The sequence below is a fragment of the Streptomyces sp. NBC_00385 genome, assembly GCF_035917155.1.
GTDB classification, from domain to species: domain Bacteria; phylum Actinomycetota; class Actinomycetes; order Streptomycetales; family Streptomycetaceae; genus Streptomyces; species Streptomyces poriferorum.
Window position 1 is genome coordinate 6,708,889 of record NZ_CP107951.1, and the last position, 17,569, is coordinate 6,726,457.

At 71.2% G+C, this 17,569-nt stretch carries 14 protein-coding genes; 11 read left to right on the forward strand and 3 right to left on the reverse strand.

All coding sequences use genetic code 11. The annotated features are described in order from the left end of the window. Positions 1-25 precede the first annotated feature (25 nt). The 3 genes from OG959_RS29930 to OG959_RS29940 all read left to right on the forward strand — a co-directional run bounded on the left by OG959_RS29930 (position 26) and on the right by OG959_RS29940 (position 3,998). On the forward strand, positions 26-604 hold the full coding sequence (locus OG959_RS29930) for a TerD family protein (protein ID WP_123526718.1): 579 nt from the start codon (positions 26-28) through the stop codon (positions 602-604). Positions 605-757: 153 nt separating this feature from the next. After that, positions 758-2,722, forward strand: a complete 1,965-nt coding sequence (locus tag OG959_RS29935; protein ID WP_326663481.1) for a TerD family protein — start codon at positions 758-760, stop codon at positions 2,720-2,722. Positions 2,723-2,984: 262 nt separating this feature from the next. Further along, positions 2,985-3,998 carry a TerC family protein gene (locus tag OG959_RS29940; RefSeq protein WP_326663482.1) on the forward strand — a complete coding sequence of 338 codons (1,014 nt, stop codon included), beginning with the start codon at positions 2,985-2,987 and terminating at the stop codon, positions 3,996-3,998. A 54-nt stretch (positions 3,999-4,052) separates the two neighbouring features. On the opposite strand, the gene OG959_RS29945 is transcribed toward OG959_RS29940, so the two are convergent. Both OG959_RS29945 and OG959_RS29950 read right to left on the reverse strand, forming a co-directional pair. Next, complete coding sequence (locus tag OG959_RS29945; protein ID WP_326663484.1) at positions 4,053-4,709, reverse strand: MBL fold metallo-hydrolase; 657 nt, start codon at positions 4,707-4,709, stop codon at positions 4,053-4,055. A gap of 10 nt (positions 4,710-4,719) precedes the next feature. Beyond that, positions 4,720-5,409 carry a maleylpyruvate isomerase family mycothiol-dependent enzyme gene (locus OG959_RS29950; protein WP_326663486.1) on the reverse strand — a complete coding sequence of 230 codons (690 nt, stop codon included), beginning with the start codon at positions 5,407-5,409 and terminating at the stop codon, positions 4,720-4,722. Between the two features lie 175 nt (positions 5,410-5,584). Here OG959_RS29950 and uvrA point away from each other — a divergent pair, with 175 nt between their 5' ends. Both uvrA and OG959_RS29960 read left to right on the forward strand, forming a co-directional pair. Continuing rightward, positions 5,585-8,635, forward strand: coding sequence for an excinuclease ABC subunit UvrA (uvrA, locus tag OG959_RS29955; protein ID WP_326663488.1), 3,051 nt, complete (start codon positions 5,585-5,587; stop codon positions 8,633-8,635). Positions 8,636-8,914: 279 nt separating this feature from the next. After that, positions 8,915-9,343: a Rieske (2Fe-2S) protein gene (locus tag OG959_RS29960; RefSeq protein ID WP_219572436.1), complete on the forward strand. Its 429-nt coding sequence runs from the start codon at positions 8,915-8,917 to the stop codon at positions 9,341-9,343. 12 nt (positions 9,344-9,355) lie between these two features. Here OG959_RS29960 and OG959_RS29965 read toward each other — a convergent pair whose 3' ends face one another. Beyond that, a complete protein-coding gene (locus OG959_RS29965) occupies positions 9,356-10,282 on the reverse strand; it encodes a hypothetical protein (protein WP_326663490.1) in 927 nt (308 codons plus the stop codon). 227 nt (positions 10,283-10,509) lie between these two features. On the opposite strand from OG959_RS29965, the gene OG959_RS29970 reads away from it, so the two are divergent. The 6 genes from OG959_RS29970 (at position 10,510) to whiA (ending at position 17,347) form a co-directional block, all read left to right on the forward strand. Next, complete coding sequence (locus OG959_RS29970; protein ID WP_326663492.1) at positions 10,510-11,193, forward strand: papain-like cysteine protease family protein; 684 nt, start codon at positions 10,510-10,512, stop codon at positions 11,191-11,193. 4 nt (positions 11,194-11,197) lie between these two features. After that, positions 11,198-12,088 carry a hypothetical protein gene (locus tag OG959_RS29975; protein ID WP_326663494.1) on the forward strand — a complete coding sequence of 297 codons (891 nt, stop codon included), beginning with the start codon at positions 11,198-11,200 and terminating at the stop codon, positions 12,086-12,088. 126 nt (positions 12,089-12,214) lie between these two features. Next, entirely contained in the window at positions 12,215-14,377 is a 2,163-nt protein-coding gene (gene uvrC / locus OG959_RS29980) for an excinuclease ABC subunit UvrC (RefSeq protein ID WP_326663496.1), read from the forward strand. Further along, positions 14,374-15,339 (forward strand): RNase adapter RapZ, encoded by a 966-nt coding sequence (rapZ, locus tag OG959_RS29985; protein ID WP_326663498.1) that lies wholly within the window; start codon positions 14,374-14,376, stop codon positions 15,337-15,339. The genes uvrC and rapZ overlap by 4 nt, the downstream gene beginning before the upstream one ends. Continuing rightward, positions 15,336-16,367 (forward strand): gluconeogenesis factor YvcK family protein, encoded by a 1,032-nt coding sequence (locus OG959_RS29990; protein WP_219575864.1) that lies wholly within the window; start codon positions 15,336-15,338, stop codon positions 16,365-16,367. Before rapZ ends, OG959_RS29990 begins: the two co-directional genes overlap by 4 nt. Beyond that, positions 16,358-17,347, forward strand: coding sequence for a DNA-binding protein WhiA (gene whiA, locus OG959_RS29995; protein WP_024494235.1), 990 nt, complete (start codon positions 16,358-16,360; stop codon positions 17,345-17,347). Before OG959_RS29990 ends, whiA begins: the two co-directional genes overlap by 10 nt. The last annotated feature ends 222 nt before the right edge of the window (positions 17,348-17,569 follow it).

The window sequence follows — 17,569 nt, forward strand, 5'->3', positions numbered from 1 at the left end:
GGGGACAGCGGAGAGGGGACAGCGCGTGACGGTCAATATGACCAAGGGTCAGGCCATCAGCCTGCAGAAGAGCGACGGGGGGACCCTGACCGCGGTACGGATGGGGCTCGGCTGGCAAGCGGCTCCGCGCCGCGGTCTGTTCGGCTCGCGCACCCGGGAGATCGACCTGGACGCCTCGGCGGTCCTGTTCGCCGACAAGCAGCCGGTCGACGTCGTGTTCTTCCGGCACCTCGTCAGCGACGACGGCTCGGTCAAGCACACCGGGGACAACCTGGTCGGCGGCGCCGGCTCGGGCGGTGACGACGAGGCGATCCTGGTCGACCTCCAGCGGGTGCCGGTCCACATCGACCAGATCGTCTTCACGGTGAACTCCTTCACCGGCCAGACGTTCCAGGAGGTGCAGAACGCCTTCTGCCGCATCGTGGACGAGACCAACGGCCAGGAGCTCGCCCGCTACACGCTGGACGGCGGCGGGCAGTACACCGCCCAGATCATGGCGAAGGTCCACCGTTCGGGAAGCGGATGGCAGATGACCGCCATCGGCAACCCGGCCAACGGCCGTACCTTCCAGGACCTCATGCCGGCGATCCTGCCGCACCTGTAGGCAGTCCCGGGCCCACGGGTCCGCATCATGACGCGCAGCTCCCGGCAGCATCGGCCGCCGGGAGCTGCACCGCATCGCGGCACCGGCACCGCCGGCGCCGCACCACGCACGACACCGCATCGCGCAGCAGCAACTCGTCGAGGGGACAGGGCAATGACGGCCGAGCTGGTCCGGGGGCAGAACCACACGTTGCCCCAGACCCGTCTGGAGATCCGGGTTTCGGCCGGCGCGCCCGTCGTGGCCGGTGCCACGCTCGGGGACGAGCACGGCACCGTGCACGGCGTCGAGTGGATAGCCCACCCCGGCTCTCCGCAGCTGCCCGGCCTGGAGGTGTCCAGGCAGGCCGCGGCCGAGCACCGGCTCGCGGTCGACCTCGACGCCCTGCCCGAGGCGGTGCACCGGGTCACGGTGCTGCTGGCGCTGCCGCTGGAGGCGGGCGGCCCGACCAGGTTCGGGACCGTGGCCTCGCCCTTCGTCGCCGTCACCGGACTCGACGGCACGGAGATCGCCACCTTCACCCTGACCGGTCTGGACAGCGAGTCCGCCGTCGCCGCCCTGGAGCTCTACCGCAGGCAGGGGGCCTGGAAGGTCCGCGCGGTCGGGCAGGGCTACGCCGGCGGTCTCGCCGCGATGCTCGCCGACCAGGGCGTCGCCGGGGCGGCCGAACTGGCGAGGTCGATCCAGGAAGCGGTAGCCCGCGGACTGGCCCGCTCGGTGACCCCGCCCCCGCCCCGCACCCCGGAGGGCGGCCGGGTCCGACACGCGGGAGGGCCCGGGGCGCCCCAGAGCGCCGGGCGGCCCCACGCGGCCCCGCAGCCCGAGCCCCTGAACGAGCCCTCCTCACCGTCCTCCGTACCCACCACCCCGGTCGCCCCGGCCCCGCCCTCCGCGGGGGGCCCCATCGACTACGCGCACCCGCGCCGGGAGTCGACCGCGCCCCCGCCGCCTCCGCCCGCCGCGCCGCCCGCCCAGCCCGGCAGGCCCGCGACCCCCGTGGCGGGGGACGCGACCGGCTGGTCGATGGACGAGCGCCTCTACAACCAGGTCTGGGGCATGTTCGAGGACCTGGCCCGGGCCACCGCCGCGTACCGCAGCGCCGTCGACTTCGCCGAATCCCGGATGGACCAGGAGCTGGAGCGGACCCTGTCCGATCCGCGCAGCCGGATCGGCGGCGCGGGCGACCGGGCCCGCGAGCAGGCCCGGGCCAAGCGCGACGAGCTGACCGGCCGGGCCCGCGAGGCACTGGACCGCGACCTCGCCCAGCTCGCCGCCGAGTCCGCCGTGGTGGAGCCCGCGCTGCCCGCCGCGTACGCGGGCTGGGACAACCCCGTCTGGCACGCCTACCGCGTCCCGATGGAGATCCCGATGGCTCTGCGGATCGGTGACCTCCATCTGCCGGAGAGCAGCGGGATGAGCATTCCACTGCTCGTCCGGCTGCCGCTGGAGCGCGGCATGTGGATCGACAGCGGACGCACGGCGTCCGAGGCCGCCGCCCTGACCGATACGGACCAGCTGCGCCGGCTGGCCATGGAGAGCGCCGTCCTGCACGCGGCGCGGATGCTCGCCGTCTACCCGCCGAACGAGTTCTCGGTCCATGTCATCGACCCGGCGGGTTCCGCCGCCACTGCGCTGGCCCCGCTGGTCGCTGCCGGGGTACTCGCGAGCCCGCCCGCGTCCGGTCCCGGGGGAGTGTCCTCCGTCCTGGCCCACCTCACCCGGCGTGTCGACCTGGTGCAGATGGCCATCAGGGCCGGAGCCGCCGATTCGCTGCCGCCCGACCTGGACCCGGCCGAGCAGCTGCTGATCGTCAACGACTTCCCGCACGGCTTCGATGACCGCGCTGTCACCCAGTTGCGCTATCTCGCCGACGAGGGGCCTGCCGTCGGCGTGCATCTCATGATGGTCGCGGACCGGGAGGACGCCTCCGCGTACGGTCCGGTTCTCGACCCGCTGTGGCGGTCCCTGCTCCGCGTCACCCCGGTCGCCGACGACCATCTGGCCGACCCCTGGGTCGGTCACGCATGGACGTACGAGCCGCCCGCGACCCCGCCCGGCAGCCGTGTGCTGGAGCAGGTTCTGGAACGCGTGGCAGCCGCGCGCCGCACCGGGCAACGCTGACACGTCGACCTGGCCGCTGCGGCCGTACCCACTCCCACCTGGTGTTTTGGAGCATCTTTACCCTTCTCTTTACCTTTCCTTGGTGTTCCCTGTACTGTTCATTGGGCGGAGGGGAGTACTCCCGATCGCGGCGTGCCCGTCAGTACGGACTGTGACCGGTCCCGGGGCGCCGGCCCAGGCGCGCATCCCGTGCGCCCAGGTGGAAGAGACCTCCGGCAGCGACGACGCTGATCAGTAGCCGTAGCGAACTGCCGGAGGCGCAGTGGACGTTTCATGGACCCTCTGGGCGCTGACCATTCTTGGTCTGAGCGCCCTCATCGCCGTCGACTTCTTCATCGGGCGCAAGCCTCATGACGTATCGACCAAGGAAGCCGGAATCTGGACGATCGTCTGGATCGCGCTGGCCGCCCTCTTCGGGATCGGCCTGTTCGTGTTCGGCGAGAGCCAGGCATCGGGCGAGTTCTTCGCCGGCTTCATCACCGAGAAATCACTGAGCGTCGACAACCTCTTCGTCTTCGTGCTGATCATGGCGAAGTTCTCGGTGCCCTCCCACCTCCAGCAGCGGGTGCTGCTGATCGGCGTGCTGATCGCCCTGGTGCTGAGGGCGATCTTCATCGCCGCAGGCGCCGCGGTCATCGCCAACTTCTCGTGGGTCTTCTACATCTTCGGGGCGTTCCTGATCTACACCGCCTGGAAGCTGGTCCAGGAGGCGCGGGCCGGCGAGGAGGAAGAGGAGATCGAGGACAACCGCCTCCTCAAGAGCATCGAGCGCCGCTTCGGCGTCGCCGACCGGTACCACGGGACCAAGCTCTTCATCCGCGTCAACGGCAAGCGCGTCCTGACGCCCCTGATGGTCGTCATGCTCGCCATCGGCACCACCGATGTGCTGTTCGCGCTGGACTCCATCCCCGCGATCTTCGGCCTGACCCAGGACCCGTACATCGTGTTCACCGCCAACGCCTTCGCGCTGATGGGGCTGCGGCAGCTGTACTTCCTGATCGGCGGCCTGCTCAAGAAGCTGGTCCACCTCAGCTACGGGCTCTCGGTCATCCTCGGCTTCATCGGCGTCAAGCTGGTGCTGCACGCGCTGCACGAGTCCGGGGTGCACGTCCCCGAGATCTCCATCGCGGTCTCGCTCGGCGTCATCTGCGGGGTGCTGGTGATCACCACCATCACCAGTCTGATCGCCAACAAGAAGCAGGCCGAGGCGGACGTCGCGGCGGGGGCGGGGAAGGCCGCGGATCCCGCGGACAAGAGCGCGGGCATAGACGCCTGAGCGGAGACGGGGGGTGTGGGCGCGCGGATCGCGCGCCCACACCCCCCGTCGTCGTCACCAGCCCCGCGCGCGCCATTCGGGCAGCCGCGGGCGCTCGTCGCCGAGTGTGGTGTCGTGCCCGTGTCCGGGGTAGACCCACGTCTCGTCCGGCAGCGGGTCGAAGAGCTTGGTCTCCACGTCGTGCAGCAGGCTCACGAACGCCTCGGAATCGTCGAACGTGTTGCCGACCCCGCCCGGGAAGAGGCAGTCCCCGGTGAACAGGTGCGGAGCGCCGTGCGGGTCGTCGTAGACGAGCGCGATCGAGCCCGGGGTGTGGCCGGTCAGATGGCGGGCGGTCAGGGCGACCTGCCCGACCCTGATCGTGTCGCCGTCCTCGACGAGCACATCCGTCGGGACCGGGATGCCCTCGGCGTCGAACCGCCCGGCGTACGTTCGCGCACCGGTGGCCGCGACCACCTCGCCCAGCGCCTGCCAGTGGTCGCCGTGCCGGTGTGTGGTGACGACCGAGGCGATCGAGTCGTCACCGATCAGCGTCAGCAGGGTCCCGGCCTCGTTGGCCGCGTCGATCAGGAGCTGTTCGCCGGTCGCCCGGCAGCGCAGGAGATAGGCGTTGTTGTTCATCGGGCCGACGGCGACCTTGGAGATCATCAGATCCGTCAACTCGTGTACGTCCGCACGCCCGCCGACCTTGACCGTTCCGCTGTACGTCATGCCTCTCAGCCTATAGCGGGGGCAGTGCGGGAAGGGCTCCGCCTTCGACGGTCAGGGCGGACCCGTCGCGCCGTCCGCTGAGCCAGCCGAGCAGCTCGGACGCCGTACCGCGGACGACGACGCGCCCGCCCTCCGCGCCGCCTCCGGTCGTCCAGCGGCGGCCGGTGCCGTCGGCCACGTCCGTCGGGACGACCGCGGGGTGCCCGGTGAAGCGCCCGGTGAGGAAGCCGATCTCGCGGGCGGTGAACTCGTCCGGCAGGTCCTCCAGCTCATAGCCGATCCCCAGGTCGACGTGGTGCAGCTCGACCTCGCCGCGGCGGCGGAAGGGGATCTGTGACGCGGAGTCCGTCACCCCGTTGCGCAGGGTCACCGTGCGCGACCAGTCGGCGGGGACCGCGGCGGCCGCCGCGAAGCGGTCCGCGCTCGCGGTCAGGTCGGCGAGCTGCTCCACCTGCGGCCGGGGCGCGTCCCGCTCGATGTCACCGTCGCGGGTTTCGCTGTCTGCGTACATGGGCCGGCCCTGGAGAACATTTACCAGCGCGTCGGCGTTACGTGAGAGGTGAGCGACAACATGACCCCGACTCCAGCCCGGGAGGCGCGACGGCTCGGCGAGCGCCGCGTCGTCGAGTTTTCCCGTGGCGCTGAGCAGTCGGTCGGTCGCCTCACGCAGTGCTGCCAGGTCGTGCACATGATCAGTCATGGGCCGAGCCTAGCGTCGGCCACTCATTCGGGTGAAGGAGTCATCAGCCGTCCGTAAATCGAATGCGCGTGCTATACGCTCGGAGTCGAAAGCTTCGTACATCGCTGTGGCACCCCCCATACCCTGGGGCAGGGGCTCAGTTCCCCCGCTTCTCTCTAGAAAGGTGCGGACCGGCGTGGCCGACCGTCTCATCGTCCGTGGCGCTCGCGAGCACAACCTCAAGAACGTCTCGCTCGACCTCCCCCGCGACTCCCTCATCGTCTTCACCGGGCTCTCCGGGTCGGGCAAGTCGTCGCTCGCGTTCGACACGATCTTCGCCGAGGGCCAGCGGCGCTACGTGGAGTCCCTCTCCTCGTACGCCCGGCAGTTCCTCGGCCAGATGGACAAGCCGGACGTCGACTTCATCGAGGGCCTGTCGCCGGCCGTCTCCATCGACCAGAAGTCGACCTCGCGCAACCCGCGCTCGACGGTCGGCACGATCACCGAGGTCTACGACTACCTCCGGCTGCTCTTCGCCAGGATCGGCAAGCCGCACTGTCCCGAGTGCGGCCGTCCCATCTCGCGCCAGTCGCCGCAGGCCATCGTGGACAAGGTCCTCGGCCTGCCCGAGGGCAGCCGATTCCAGGTGCTCTCGCCGCTGGTCCGCGAGCGCAAGGGCGAGTTCGTCGACCTCTTCGCCGACCTGCAGACCAAGGGATACAGCAGGGCCAGGGTCGACGGCGCGACCATCCAGCTCTCCGAGCCGCCCACGCTCAAGAAGCAGGAGAAGCACACCATCGAGGTGGTCATCGACCGCCTCACGGTGAAGGACAGCGCCAAGCGCCGGCTGACCGACTCGGTCGAGACCGCGCTGGGCCTCTCCGGCGGCATGGTCGTGCTCGACTTCGTCGACCTCCCAGAGGACGACCCCGAGCGCGAGCGGATGTACTCCGAGCACCTCTACTGCCCGTACGACGACCTCTCCTTCGAGGAGCTGGAGCCGCGCTCCTTCTCCTTCAACTCTCCCTTCGGCGCCTGCCCCGACTGCACGGGTATCGGCACGCGGATGGAGGTCGACCCGGAACTGATCGTCCCGGACGAGGAGAAGTCCCTCGACGAGGGCGCGATCCACCCCTGGTCGCACGGCCATACCAAGGAGTACTTCGGCCGCCAGATCAACGCCCTGGCCGAAGCCCTCGGATTCCGTACGGACATCCCCTGGGCAGGGCTCCCGCAGCGCGCCAAGAAGGCCCTGCTCTTCGGCCACAAGATCCAGACCGAGGTCCGCTACCGCAACCGGTACGGGCGCGAGCGCGCCTACACCACGCCGTCCTTCGAAGGTGCGGTGCAGTTCGTCAAGAGGCGGCACTCCGAGGCGGAGAGCGACTCCAGCCGGGAGCGCTTCGAGGGCTATATGCGCGAGGTGCCCTGCCCGACCTGTGAGGGCACCCGGCTCAAGCCGATCGTCCTCGCGGTCACGGTGATGGAGAAGTCCATCGCCCAGGTCGCCGCGATGTCGATCAGCGAGTGCGCCGAGTTCCTCGGCCGCATGAAGCTGAACGCCCGCGACAAGAAGATCGCCGAGCGGGTGCTCAAGGAGGTCAACGAGCGACTGAAGTTCCTGGTCGACGTCGGCCTCGACTACCTCTCGCTGAACCGCGCGGCGGGCACCCTGTCCGGCGGCGAGGCGCAGCGCATCCGGCTCGCCACCCAGATCGGCTCCGGTCTGGTCGGCGTGCTCTACGTGCTGGACGAGCCGTCCATCGGCCTGCACCAGCGCGACAACCACCGGCTGATCGAGACCCTGGTCCGCCTCCGCGACATGGGCAACACGCTCATCGTCGTCGAGCACGACGAGGACACCATCAAGGTCGCCGACTGGGTCGTCGACATCGGCCCCGGCGCCGGGGAGCACGGCGGCAAGGTGGTCCACTCCGGATCGCTCAAGGAGCTGCTGGCCAACGACAAGTCGATCACCGGTCAGTATCTGACCGGCAAGAAGTCGATCGCGATGCCCGAGATCCGGCGCCCCGTCGATCCCTCGCGCCTGCTCACGGTCCACGGTGCCCGGGAGAACAACCTCCAGGACATCGACGTCTCCTTCCCGCTCGGCGTGCTGACCGCCGTGACCGGCGTCTCCGGCTCCGGGAAGTCGACCCTGGTCAACGACATCCTCTACACCCACCTGGCCCGCGAGCTGAACGGAGCCAAGTCGGTGCCGGGCCGGCACACCCGGGTCGACGGGGACGACCTCGTCGACAAGGTGGTGCACGTCGACCAGTCGCCCATCGGCCGGACCCCCCGGTCCAACCCGGCGACGTACACGGGCGTCTTCGACCACGTCCGCCGGCTGTTCGCGGAGACGATGGAGGCCAAGGTCCGCGGCTATCTGCCGGGCCGGTTCTCCTTCAACGTGAAGGGCGGCCGCTGCGAGAACTGCTCCGGCGACGGCACCATCAAGATCGAGATGAACTTCCTGCCCGACGTGTACGTCCCGTGCGAGGTCTGCCACGGAGCGCGCTACAACCGGGAGACGCTGGAGGTCCACTACAAGGGCAAGTCCATTGCCGAGGTGCTGGACATGCCGATCGAGGAGGGCCTGGAGTTCTTCGAGGCCGTCCCGACCATCGCGCGTCACCTGCGCACGCTCAACGAGGTCGGTCTCGGATACGTCAGGCTCGGCCAGTCCGCGCCGACGCTCTCCGGCGGTGAGGCCCAGCGGGTGAAGCTCGCCAGCGAGCTCCAGAAGCGCTCCACCGGACGCACGGTCTACGTTCTGGACGAACCGACCACCGGTCTGCACTTCGAGGACATCTCCAAGCTGATCAAGGTGCTCTCCGGCCTGGTCGACAAGGGCAACACGGTGATCGTCATCGAGCACAACCTCGATGTCATCAAGACCGCCGACTGGGTCATCGACATGGGCCCCGAGGGGGGCAACGGCGGCGGCCTGGTCATCGCCGAGGGCACCCCGGAGTTCGTGGCGGGCGTCCCCGCCAGCCACACCGGGAAGTTCCTCCAGGGCATCCTGGACGCGGACCGGGTCAGCGAGGCGGCCGTGCCCGCGGCGCGCAAGCCGGTGCGGAAGACGGCTGCGAAGAAGGCGGTCGCCTCGAAGTCCGCCCCCGCGCGGAAGACGGCGACGGCGAAGACCGCCACGGCCAAGGCAGTCACGGCGAAGGCCACCGGGACGGCAGCGGCGAAGAAGTCCGCGGCCAAGAAGGCGACCCGCGCGCGCAAGGCCTGACAGCACGATCACGCGGTGCGAGGTGGCGGCCCCTCCCGAGGGGCCGCCACCTCGCCGCGTCCTGCCTCGCGGCGTCCCGACCGGGGCCTGCCTTCCCGCCCCCGGCGCGCACCGTCGCGCGTCCCGCACCGGCCCTGACCAGGCACGACCGCGCGTGACCGGCCCGCGCGCGAGGGCGTCCGGCTCCGCCGGTATCGTCGGATACGTCACCGCTGCCCCCATCGCTCAGGCGCCCCGGGCAGCCCTGGCACCTCTGCCCCTCTGACCCGTGGAGACCGCATGTCCGGCCAGCCCACCGCCCGCCGCACCGTGCTGAAGGGCGCCGCTCTCGCAGGCGTCGCCGGGCTGGGAGTGGCCGCCTGCTCGACCGAATCGAAGCTCGGGCACGCCGAGACGCCGACCCCGACCGCGCCCGTCGAGCTCGGCGCCCCCGACGAGATCCCGGTCGGCGAGTCCAAGCTCTACCGCGAGCAGCGCGTCATCGTCAGCTGCCCGGCCAAGGGGCAGTACAAGGCGTTCAGCGCCCAGTGCACCCACGCGGGCTGCCTGCTGGACAAGGTCGAGAAGAACGAGGGCCATTGCCCCTGCCACGGCAGCCTCTTCGACACCACGACCGGCAAGGCGGTCCACGGCCCCGCGACCGTGCCGCTGCCCTCGGTCCCGGTCAAGGTCGAAGGCGGAAAGCTGATCGCGGGCCCCGACGCCTGATCGCGGCCCGTCTCACTCCCAGTCCCAGTCGATGCCGACCAGGCCGGGCCGCACCCCCTGCTCCACCAGATGCACGGTCCGGTGCCGGCCGGTGAGCGTGAGATCGGTCCGGGCCCCGCGCGGCGCCCCCGCCGATGCCTGGGCGAATCGCCGGCACCGTACCGGCAGCGCCTCCTCGTCGAACCGGACCTGCAGCACGTACTGCCCGCCGCCGAAGCTGAAGCCGCGGACGTACTCGCCGCACGGCCCTCCCGTACCGTCCTCGAAGCCGTAGCCGAAGAGGTACGTCTCGCCCGCCCGCAGCCGGGTGTCGAAGAGCAGCTCCGCGACCAGCACCCCCGTCTCCGCGTCCCAGCGGACCCGCCCCGTCCGGCAGTTCTCCCGGGCGCTCACCGCGACCCGTGCCGGTTCGCAGCCCGGGTCGCCGCGGTACACGGCGAGATAGCGGTCGACGCCGTCGCGGTGGGCGCGCACGACGTGCTGCGAGCTCCGGACCTCCATCCGGCGGCCGGGCCCGATCCGTACCCGCTCCTGGTGCCCCACCGTGTGCAGCCCGCCGTCCGAGGGTGACTCCATTGCCGCGAGCAGCCGCTCCACCGCCCCGGAGGCCTCCATCAGGGAGCGGTACGAGCGGGCCGGCGGGCGGTCGGCGTCGCCGCCGGACTCCCCGGACCCCAGCAGCCCGAGCAGGGAGTTCCCCGGCAGCTCCAGCACCTCCTCCAGCGCCTTCACGGCCCGCAGGGACTCCGGTCGCTGCGGGCGGCGGGCGCCCTGCTGCCAGTAACTGAGGCTGGTCACACCGACCTTGACACCGCGGTGCGCCAGATGGTGCTGCACGCGCTGGAGTGGCAGTCCGCGCACCGAGAGGGCGGTGCGCAGCGCCAGATGGAACGGGCCGGTGTGCAGCACCTGCGCCAGTTCGGCCTCGGTGTGCTGCATGCGTCCTCCAGGTGAACGTTCACGACGGGCGACGGCCGGGCCGCGCCGGCGGGTACGGGGCCGCAGGTGGCCGGGGGAGAGCGTTCACGCACCCGCCACCGGCGTTCACACCGCGATGTTCCCCCGCATTGAAGCGTGTTGACCCGCTCCCGACAACGGTTGATGCTCCTCGTCAGCGTCCGGACGCGCTCCTTGGATCCCCCACCCCCCGCCACGGGAGGAACGCCATGCGCAACCGAAGAATCCGGCCGGGACGGCTGTCGGTGACAGCCGTACTCGCCGCCGTACTGCTCGCCGCACCCACGGCGACCGCCACCGCCGCCGATCAGCACCACGCCGCCACCGCCGCCGATCAGTACCGTGCCGCCTCTGCCTCTGCCTCCGCCATCGGTCGGTCCACCGCCGTCTCCACCGTGACGGGCACCCTCGCCGCCGCCCAGCGGCTGAACATCAGCATGCAGGCCCAGCAGAAGACGAACTGGTGCTGGGCCGCCGCCGGCAACACCATCGCCACCTGGTTCGGCCGGAGCTACAGCCAGAACCAGTTCTGCAACGCCGCGTTCGGCCGTGCCCAGGGCTACGAGTGCCCCAACTCGCAGGCCTCGCTCGGCAACGTCCAGGACGGTCTGTACTGGGCCGGCGTCAACCCCGGCTCGTACGTCACCGGCTGGCTGCGCTACCCGACCGTGCAGGCCGAGATCTCCGCCGGACGTCCGGTGGAGACCCGCATCCAGTGGTCCTCCGGCGGCGGCCACATGCATGTCCTGTACGGGTACGACGACGCGAACAGCTGGGTCTACTGGGGCGATCCCTGGCCCTCCAGCAACCGCTACAACTGGGCGTCGCACGCCTGGTACGTCAACAACAGCGAGTTCTCCTGGACCCACTCGCTCTACCGGATAGGGGCGTGACGGCATGACCTCCACCCGTTCGCAGTCCCGCTCCGCCACCCGTGCCGTGCGCAGCGCACGTCCCTTCGCCGCCGCCCTGGCCGCGGTCGGCGTGCTGGCCGGCGCGGCCCTGCTCGCCGTCGCCCCGCAGGCGGCCGCCGCCACCGGGCCCTCGGCCGGCCCCGCGGCCCTGGCAGCGGCCCACGAGGCGGCCACCGACGCCACGACCCTGAACACGCTGTCCCGGTTCTTCGCCCGCGAGGGCGCTGTCACCAGGGCGGCGGCCGCACCCCGGATCGAGGGCGCGGCCGTGCCCGTACGCACCCTGTCCGCGGACTTCGTCGCGGGAGAGCCGGGGGCGCCCGTCGCCGCGCTGGACTACCTGGCCAGCACGGCGGTCTCCTCGGACGGCCAGAAGGCGTCCCTCTGGACGCTGCCCGAACCGGGGAAGGACGGGAGCTGGCAGGTGGTGAACATCGCCACCGGCGACGACGAGACCCGGTACGCGGCCGCAGGCGCCCGCAAACTGCCCGGCGGAATCGTCTTCAGGGAACCGCAGATCGACGCCTGGTACGTCCAGAAGGGCACCCGGGTGCTCCCGCTGGACGGGGACGCCGTACGTGCGGTCGGCGCGGGCGGCACCACGCTGGCCGCCTACCGCACCCGGGTACGCAGCGCGTACGCGGACAAGCTCCCCGGTTCCGGCTACGCCCGTGCGGGCCGGGCCGGCGGCTACGGGCCCTCCGGCGCCACGTCCGCGAACGGAGAGCCCGGGCCCGCCATCGCGGCGGCGGGCACCGCCACGGGCACCGCCCTGACCGCGACCTCCGGGGCAGCGGCCGCGGGCGCCGTCGCCGTACTCGCCCTCTGCGGCTTCACCGCCCTGCGCACCTGCCACCGCCGCAGGACGACGTGACCGCGGGACCCGTCCGCACCCGATGACCCCGCACTCCGGGACACGTGCCCCCACCCCGTGTCCCGGAGCGCGGCACCATCCATGAGCCACACCGTGCTGTCACTGCCCGCAAGTAGGGTGGGAGCCATGGCAGACCCCTCCAGCTACCGCCCCAAGCCGGGACAGATCCCCGACTCCCCGGGGGTCTACAAATTCCGCGACGAGCACCGCCGGGTGATCTACGTCGGGAAGGCGAAGAGCCTGCGCCAGCGCCTGGCCAACTACTTCCAGGACCTGTCCGGCCTCCATCCGCGTACGCGCACGATGGTGACCACCGCCGCGTCCGTGGAGTGGACCGTTGTCTCCACCGAGGTCGAGGCGCTCCAGCTCGAATACTCCTGGATCAAGGAGTTCGACCCCCGGTTCAACGTCAAGTACCGCGACGACAAGAGCTATCCGTACCTCGCGGTCACGCTCAACGAGGAGTTCCCGCGCGTTCAGGTCATGCGCGGTGCCAAGAAGAAGGGCGTGCGCTACTTCGGTCCGTACGGGCACGCCTGGGCGATCCGCGAGACGGTCGACCTGATGCTCCGGGTCTTCCCGGTGCGGACCTGCTCCGCCGGCGTCTTCAAGAACGCCGCCAGGACCGGCCGTCCCTGCCTCCTCGGCTACATCGGCAAGTGCTCGGCGCCCTGTGTCGGCCGGGTCACCCCCGAGGAGCACCGGGAACTGGCGGACGACTTCTGCGACTTCATGGCCGGCCGCACCGGCACGTACATCCGCCGCCTGGAGAAGGACATGATGGCGGCGGCCGAGGACATGGAGTACGAGCGCGCGGCCCGCCTGCGCGACGACGTGGAGGCGCTCAAGCGCGCCATGGAGAAGAGCGCCGTCGTCCTCGCCGACGCCACCGACGCCGACCTGATCGCGGTCGCGGAGGACGAGCTGGAGGCCGCCGTCCAGATCTTCCACGTCCGCGGCGGCCGGGTGCGCGGCCAGCGCGGCTGGGTCACCGACAAGGTGGAGAACGTCGACACCTCGGGCCTCGTCGAGCACGCCCTGCAACAGCTGTACGGCGAGGAGACCGGCGACTCCGTCCCCAAGGAGGTACTGGTCCCGGCCCTTCCCGAGGACCCCGACGCGGTCTCCCAGTGGCTGGCCGGCCGCCGGGGTTCCCAGGTCAGTCTGCGCATCCCGCAGCGCGGGGACAAGAAGGACCTGATGGCGACGGTCCAGCGCAACGCCCAGCAGGCCCTCGGGCTGCACAAGACCAAACGCGCCTCCGACCTGACCACCCGGTCCCGGGCCCTGGAGGAGATCGCCGAGGCGCTGGGCCTCGACACGGCCCCGCTGCGCATCGAGTGCTTCGACATCTCCCACCTCCAGGGCGACGACGTGGTGGCGTCGATGGTGGTCTTCGAGGACGGTCTGGCCCGCAAGGGGGAATACCGCCGCTTCCAGATCAAGGGCTTCGAGGGACAGGACGACGTCCGCTCGATGCACGAGGTGATCAGCCGGCGCTTCCGGCGCTACCTCCAGGAGAAGGAACGCACGGGGGAGTGGGAGGAGGGCCCCGCCCCCACCGGAGCCGCCCCCGCCCCCACCGGAGCCGCCCCCGCCCCCACCGGAGCCGCCCCCGCTCCCACCGGAGCCGCCCCCGCTCCCACCGGAGCCTCCGCCACCGCTGCCGGAGCCGCCCCCGCCGCCGACGGCCCCGCTCCCACGGGCCCGGTACCGGTTGTCCCCGACCAGGACGCACCCGCCGAGCCCCGTGAGGACGACGGCCGGCCCAAGCGGTTCGCCTACCCGCCGCAGCTCCTCGTGGTCGACGGCGGGCAGCCCCAGGTCGCGGCGGCCAAGCGGGCCCTGGACGAGCTGGGGATCGACGACATCGCCGTCTGCGGGCTGGCCAAGCGGCTGGAAGAGGTCTGGCTGCCCGATGACGACGACCCGGTGGTCCTGCCCCGTTCCAGCGAGGGCCTCTATCTCCTCCAGCGCGTCCGCGACGAGGCGCACCGCTTCGCCATCACCTACCAGCGCGCCAAACGGGCCAAGCGCATCAGGGCCAGCCCCCTGGACGACGTCGCCGGTCTGGGAGAGACCCGGAAACAGGCGTTGATCAAGCATTTCGGCTCCGTGAAGAAGCTGAGGCAGGCGACAATCGACGAGATCTGCGAGGTTCCGGGGATAGGCCGCAGGACGGCGGAATCAGTGGCTGTCGCCCTCGCCGCGGCCGCCCCGGCCACGCCCGCCGTGAACACGGCCACAGGAGAGATCATTGAAGAGGACGACGGGGGCAGCACGACATGACCGAGCACGAGAATGAACACGGGCACGACCGCACAGACCGAGCAGACGGAGCAGCAGACGTGAGTACGGGCACCTCGATCGAGACGGGCGACAGCACGGTGGCCATCCCGGAGCTGGTGATCATCTCCGGAATGTCGGGCGCCGGCCGCAGCACGGCGGCCAAGTGTCTGGAGGACCTCGGCTGGTTCGTCGTCGACAACCTGCCGCCCGCGCTGATCCCCACCATGGTGGAGCTCGGCGCCCGCTCGCAGGGCAACGTGGCACGGATCGCCGTCGTCGTCGACGTCCGGGGCCGCCGCTTCTTCGACAATCTGCGGGAGTCCCTCGCCGACCTGGAGTCCAAGGGCGTCACCCGCCGGATCGTCTTCCTGGAGTCCTCCGACGACGCCCTGGTCCGCCGCTTCGAGTCGGTCCGCCGGCCGCATCCCCTCCAGGGAGACGGCCGCATCGTCGACGGGATCGCCGCCGAGCGCGACCTGCTGCGCGAGCTGCGCGGCGACGCCGACCTGGTGATCGACACCTCCAGCCTCAACGTGCACGAACTGCGCGCCAAGATGGACGCCCAGTTCGCGGGCGACGAGGAGCCGGAGCTCCGCGCCACCGTGATGTCCTTCGGCTTCAAGTACGGGCTGCCCGTCGACGCCGACCTCGTGGTGGACTGCCGCTTCCTGCCCAACCCGCACTGGGTCCCCGAGCTGCGCCCCTTCACCGGGCTCAACGAGGAGGTGTCCGCGTACGTCTTCGACCAGCCGGGCGCCAAGGAGTTCCTCAACCAGTACACGGAGCTGCTCCAGCTCGTCGCCGCGGGCTACCGCCGCGAGGGCAAGCGGTACGTGACCATCGCCGTCGGCTGCACGGGCGGCAAGCACCGCTCCGTGGCGATGTCGGAGAAGCTGGCCGCCCGGCTCGCCACCGAGGGCATCGAGACCGTGCTCGTGCACCGGGACATGGGGCGCGAGTGACCAGTCGCAACATGCGACTGCGCAGACTGCGCAGGGGCACCCCGCTGTCGGGCCGCAAGCGCGGCGCACAGCCCAAGGTCGTCGCGCTCGGCGGCGGCATGGGCCTGTCCGCCTCGCTCACCGCGCTGCGGCGGATCACCGGCGACCTGACCGCCGTGGTCACCGTCGCCGACGACGGCGGATCCAGCGGCCGGCTCCGCGAGGAGCTGGGCGTCCTGCCGCCCGGCGATCTGCGCAAGGCACTGGCCGCCCTGTGCGGCGACGACGACTGGGGCCAGACCTGGGCCCAGGTCATCCAGCACCGCTTCCAGTCCAAGGGCGACCTGCACGAACACGCGGTCGGCAATCTGCTGATCGTCGCCCTGTGGGAGCAGCTCGGCGATCACGTACAGGCCCTGGACCTGGTCGGCAAGCTCCTCGGCGCGCACGGCCGGGTGCTGCCCATGTCCGCCGTGCCGCTGGAGCTCCAGGCCCTCGTCAAGGGGCACGACCCGGACCATCCGGACCGGGTGGACACGGTGCGCGGCCAGGCGACCGTGGCGCTCACCCCGGGCGAGGTCCAGTCCGTGCACGTGGTCCCGCACGACCCGCCGGCCGTCCCCGAGGCAGTCGCCGCGGTCCTGGACGCGGACTGGGTGGTACTCGGTCCCGGGTCCTGGTTCTCCTCGGTCATTCCGCATCTGCTCGTGCCCGATCTGCTGGACGCACTGATCGAAACGAAGGCCCGGAAGGTCCTCTCGCTGAACCTCGCACCGCAACCCGGTGAAACAGATGGCTTCTCTCCGCAGCGTCATTTGGAGGTTTTGGGACGACACGCCCCTAAACTCGCCCTGGACGTGGTGCTGGCCGACGAGGCCGCCGTGCCCGACCGCGAGTCCCTCGCCGATGCCGCAAAACGGCTCGGCGCCGCGGTCGAGCTGGCGCCCGTGGCCTCACCCGACGGCGATCCGATTCATGATCCGGAGCTGTTGGCCGCCGCGTACGACCGTATTTTTCGGATGCATGGAAGGATCGGCCCATGGCGATGACGCCAGCGGTGAAGGACGAAATCTCTCGGCTTCCCGTAACCCGGACCTGCTGCAGGAAGGCAGAAGTCTCGGCGATTCTTCGGTTCGCTGGTGGGCTGCACCTGGTGAGCGGCCGGATTGTGATCGAGGCGGAGCTGGACACCGCGATGGCGGCGCGCCGGCTGAAGCGGGACATTCTCGAGATCTTCGGGCACAGCTCGGAGCTGATCGTGATGGCACCCGGCGGGCTGCGGCGCGGCTCGCGCTACGTCGTGCGCGTGGTGGCGGGCGGCGACCAGCTGGCCCGCCAGACCGGCCTGGTGGACGGTCGGGGCCGTCCCATCCGCGGACTGCCCCCGCAGGTGGTCTCGGGGGCTACCTGCGATGCCGAGGCCGCCTGGCGCGGGGCCTTCCTGGCCCACGGCTCGCTCACCGAGCCCGGCCGCTCCTCCTCTCTCGAGGTGACCTGCCCGGGCCCGGAGGCCGCGCTCGCCCTGGTCGGCGCCGCCCGCAGGCTCTCCATCGCGGCGAAGGCCCGTGAGGTGCGCGGCGTGGACCGCGTCGTCGTCCGGGACGGCGACGCCATCGGCGCGCTGCTCACCCGGCTGGGCGCCCATGAGTCGGTGCTGGCCTGGGAGGAGCGGCGGATGCGGCGCGAGGTCCGCGCCACCGCCAACCGGCTCGCCAACTTCGACGACGCGAACCTGCGCCGGTCCGCCCGGGCCGCGGTCGCCGCGGGCGCCCGGGTGGGACGCGCGCTGGAGATCCTCGGCGAGGAGGTCCCCGAGCACCTCGCGGCGGCCGGACGGCTGCGCATGGAGCACAAGCAGGCCTCCCTGGAGGAGCTGGGCGCGCTCGCCGACCCGCCGCTGACCAAGGACGCCGTCGCCGGACGGATCCGCCGTCTCCTGGCGATGGCCGACAAGCGGGCCCAGGACCTCGGCATCCCGAGCACGGAATCCACTCTCAGCGAAGAGCTGGCCGACGGCCTGGTCGGCTGATCCGCACCCCCTGCCGACGAGCTGCGGGGGGAACGCGCCGCGCACCCGCGGGCGTTGACGCTGCGTAATCGTCGCAGCGCGTGGGACCGGACAACCGGAGGCCCGTACTCCTACTGGGGAGTACGGGCCTCCGCCGTTCCTACGGCCCCGCTCGATGTCACCCCGAAGGCTTCGGAGAGGTAGGGTCGGAGGCGGTCGGGGACATCCCATACAACTCGCCGG

What these genes read in the sequence shown, in the direction of transcription:
- OG959_RS29935 (WP_326663481.1), top strand. Translation starts at nt 758, where the DNA reads ATGACGGCCGAGCTGGTCCGGGGGCAGAACCACACGTTGCCCCAGACC.
- OG959_RS29975 (WP_326663494.1), top strand. Translation starts at nt 11,198, where the DNA reads ATGACCTCCACCCGTTCGCAGTCCCGCTCCGCCACCCGTGCCGTGCGC.
- rapZ (WP_326663498.1), top strand. Translation starts at nt 14,374, where the DNA reads ATGACCGAGCACGAGAATGAACACGGGCACGACCGCACAGACCGAGCA.
- OG959_RS29965 (WP_326663490.1), bottom strand. Translation starts at nt 10,282, where the DNA reads ATGCAGCACACCGAGGCCGAACTGGCGCAGGTGCTGCACACCGGCCCG.
- whiA (WP_024494235.1), top strand. Translation starts at nt 16,358, where the DNA reads ATGGCGATGACGCCAGCGGTGAAGGACGAAATCTCTCGGCTTCCCGTA.
- OG959_RS29945 (WP_326663484.1), bottom strand. Translation starts at nt 4,709, where the DNA reads ATGACGTACAGCGGAACGGTCAAGGTCGGCGGGCGTGCGGACGTACAC.
- OG959_RS29960 (WP_219572436.1), top strand. Translation starts at nt 8,915, where the DNA reads ATGTCCGGCCAGCCCACCGCCCGCCGCACCGTGCTGAAGGGCGCCGCT.
- OG959_RS29950 (WP_326663486.1), bottom strand. Translation starts at nt 5,409, where the DNA reads ATGACTGATCATGTGCACGACCTGGCAGCACTGCGTGAGGCGACCGAC.
- uvrC (WP_326663496.1), top strand. Translation starts at nt 12,215, where the DNA reads ATGGCAGACCCCTCCAGCTACCGCCCCAAGCCGGGACAGATCCCCGAC.
- OG959_RS29970 (WP_326663492.1), top strand. Translation starts at nt 10,510, where the DNA reads ATGCGCAACCGAAGAATCCGGCCGGGACGGCTGTCGGTGACAGCCGTA.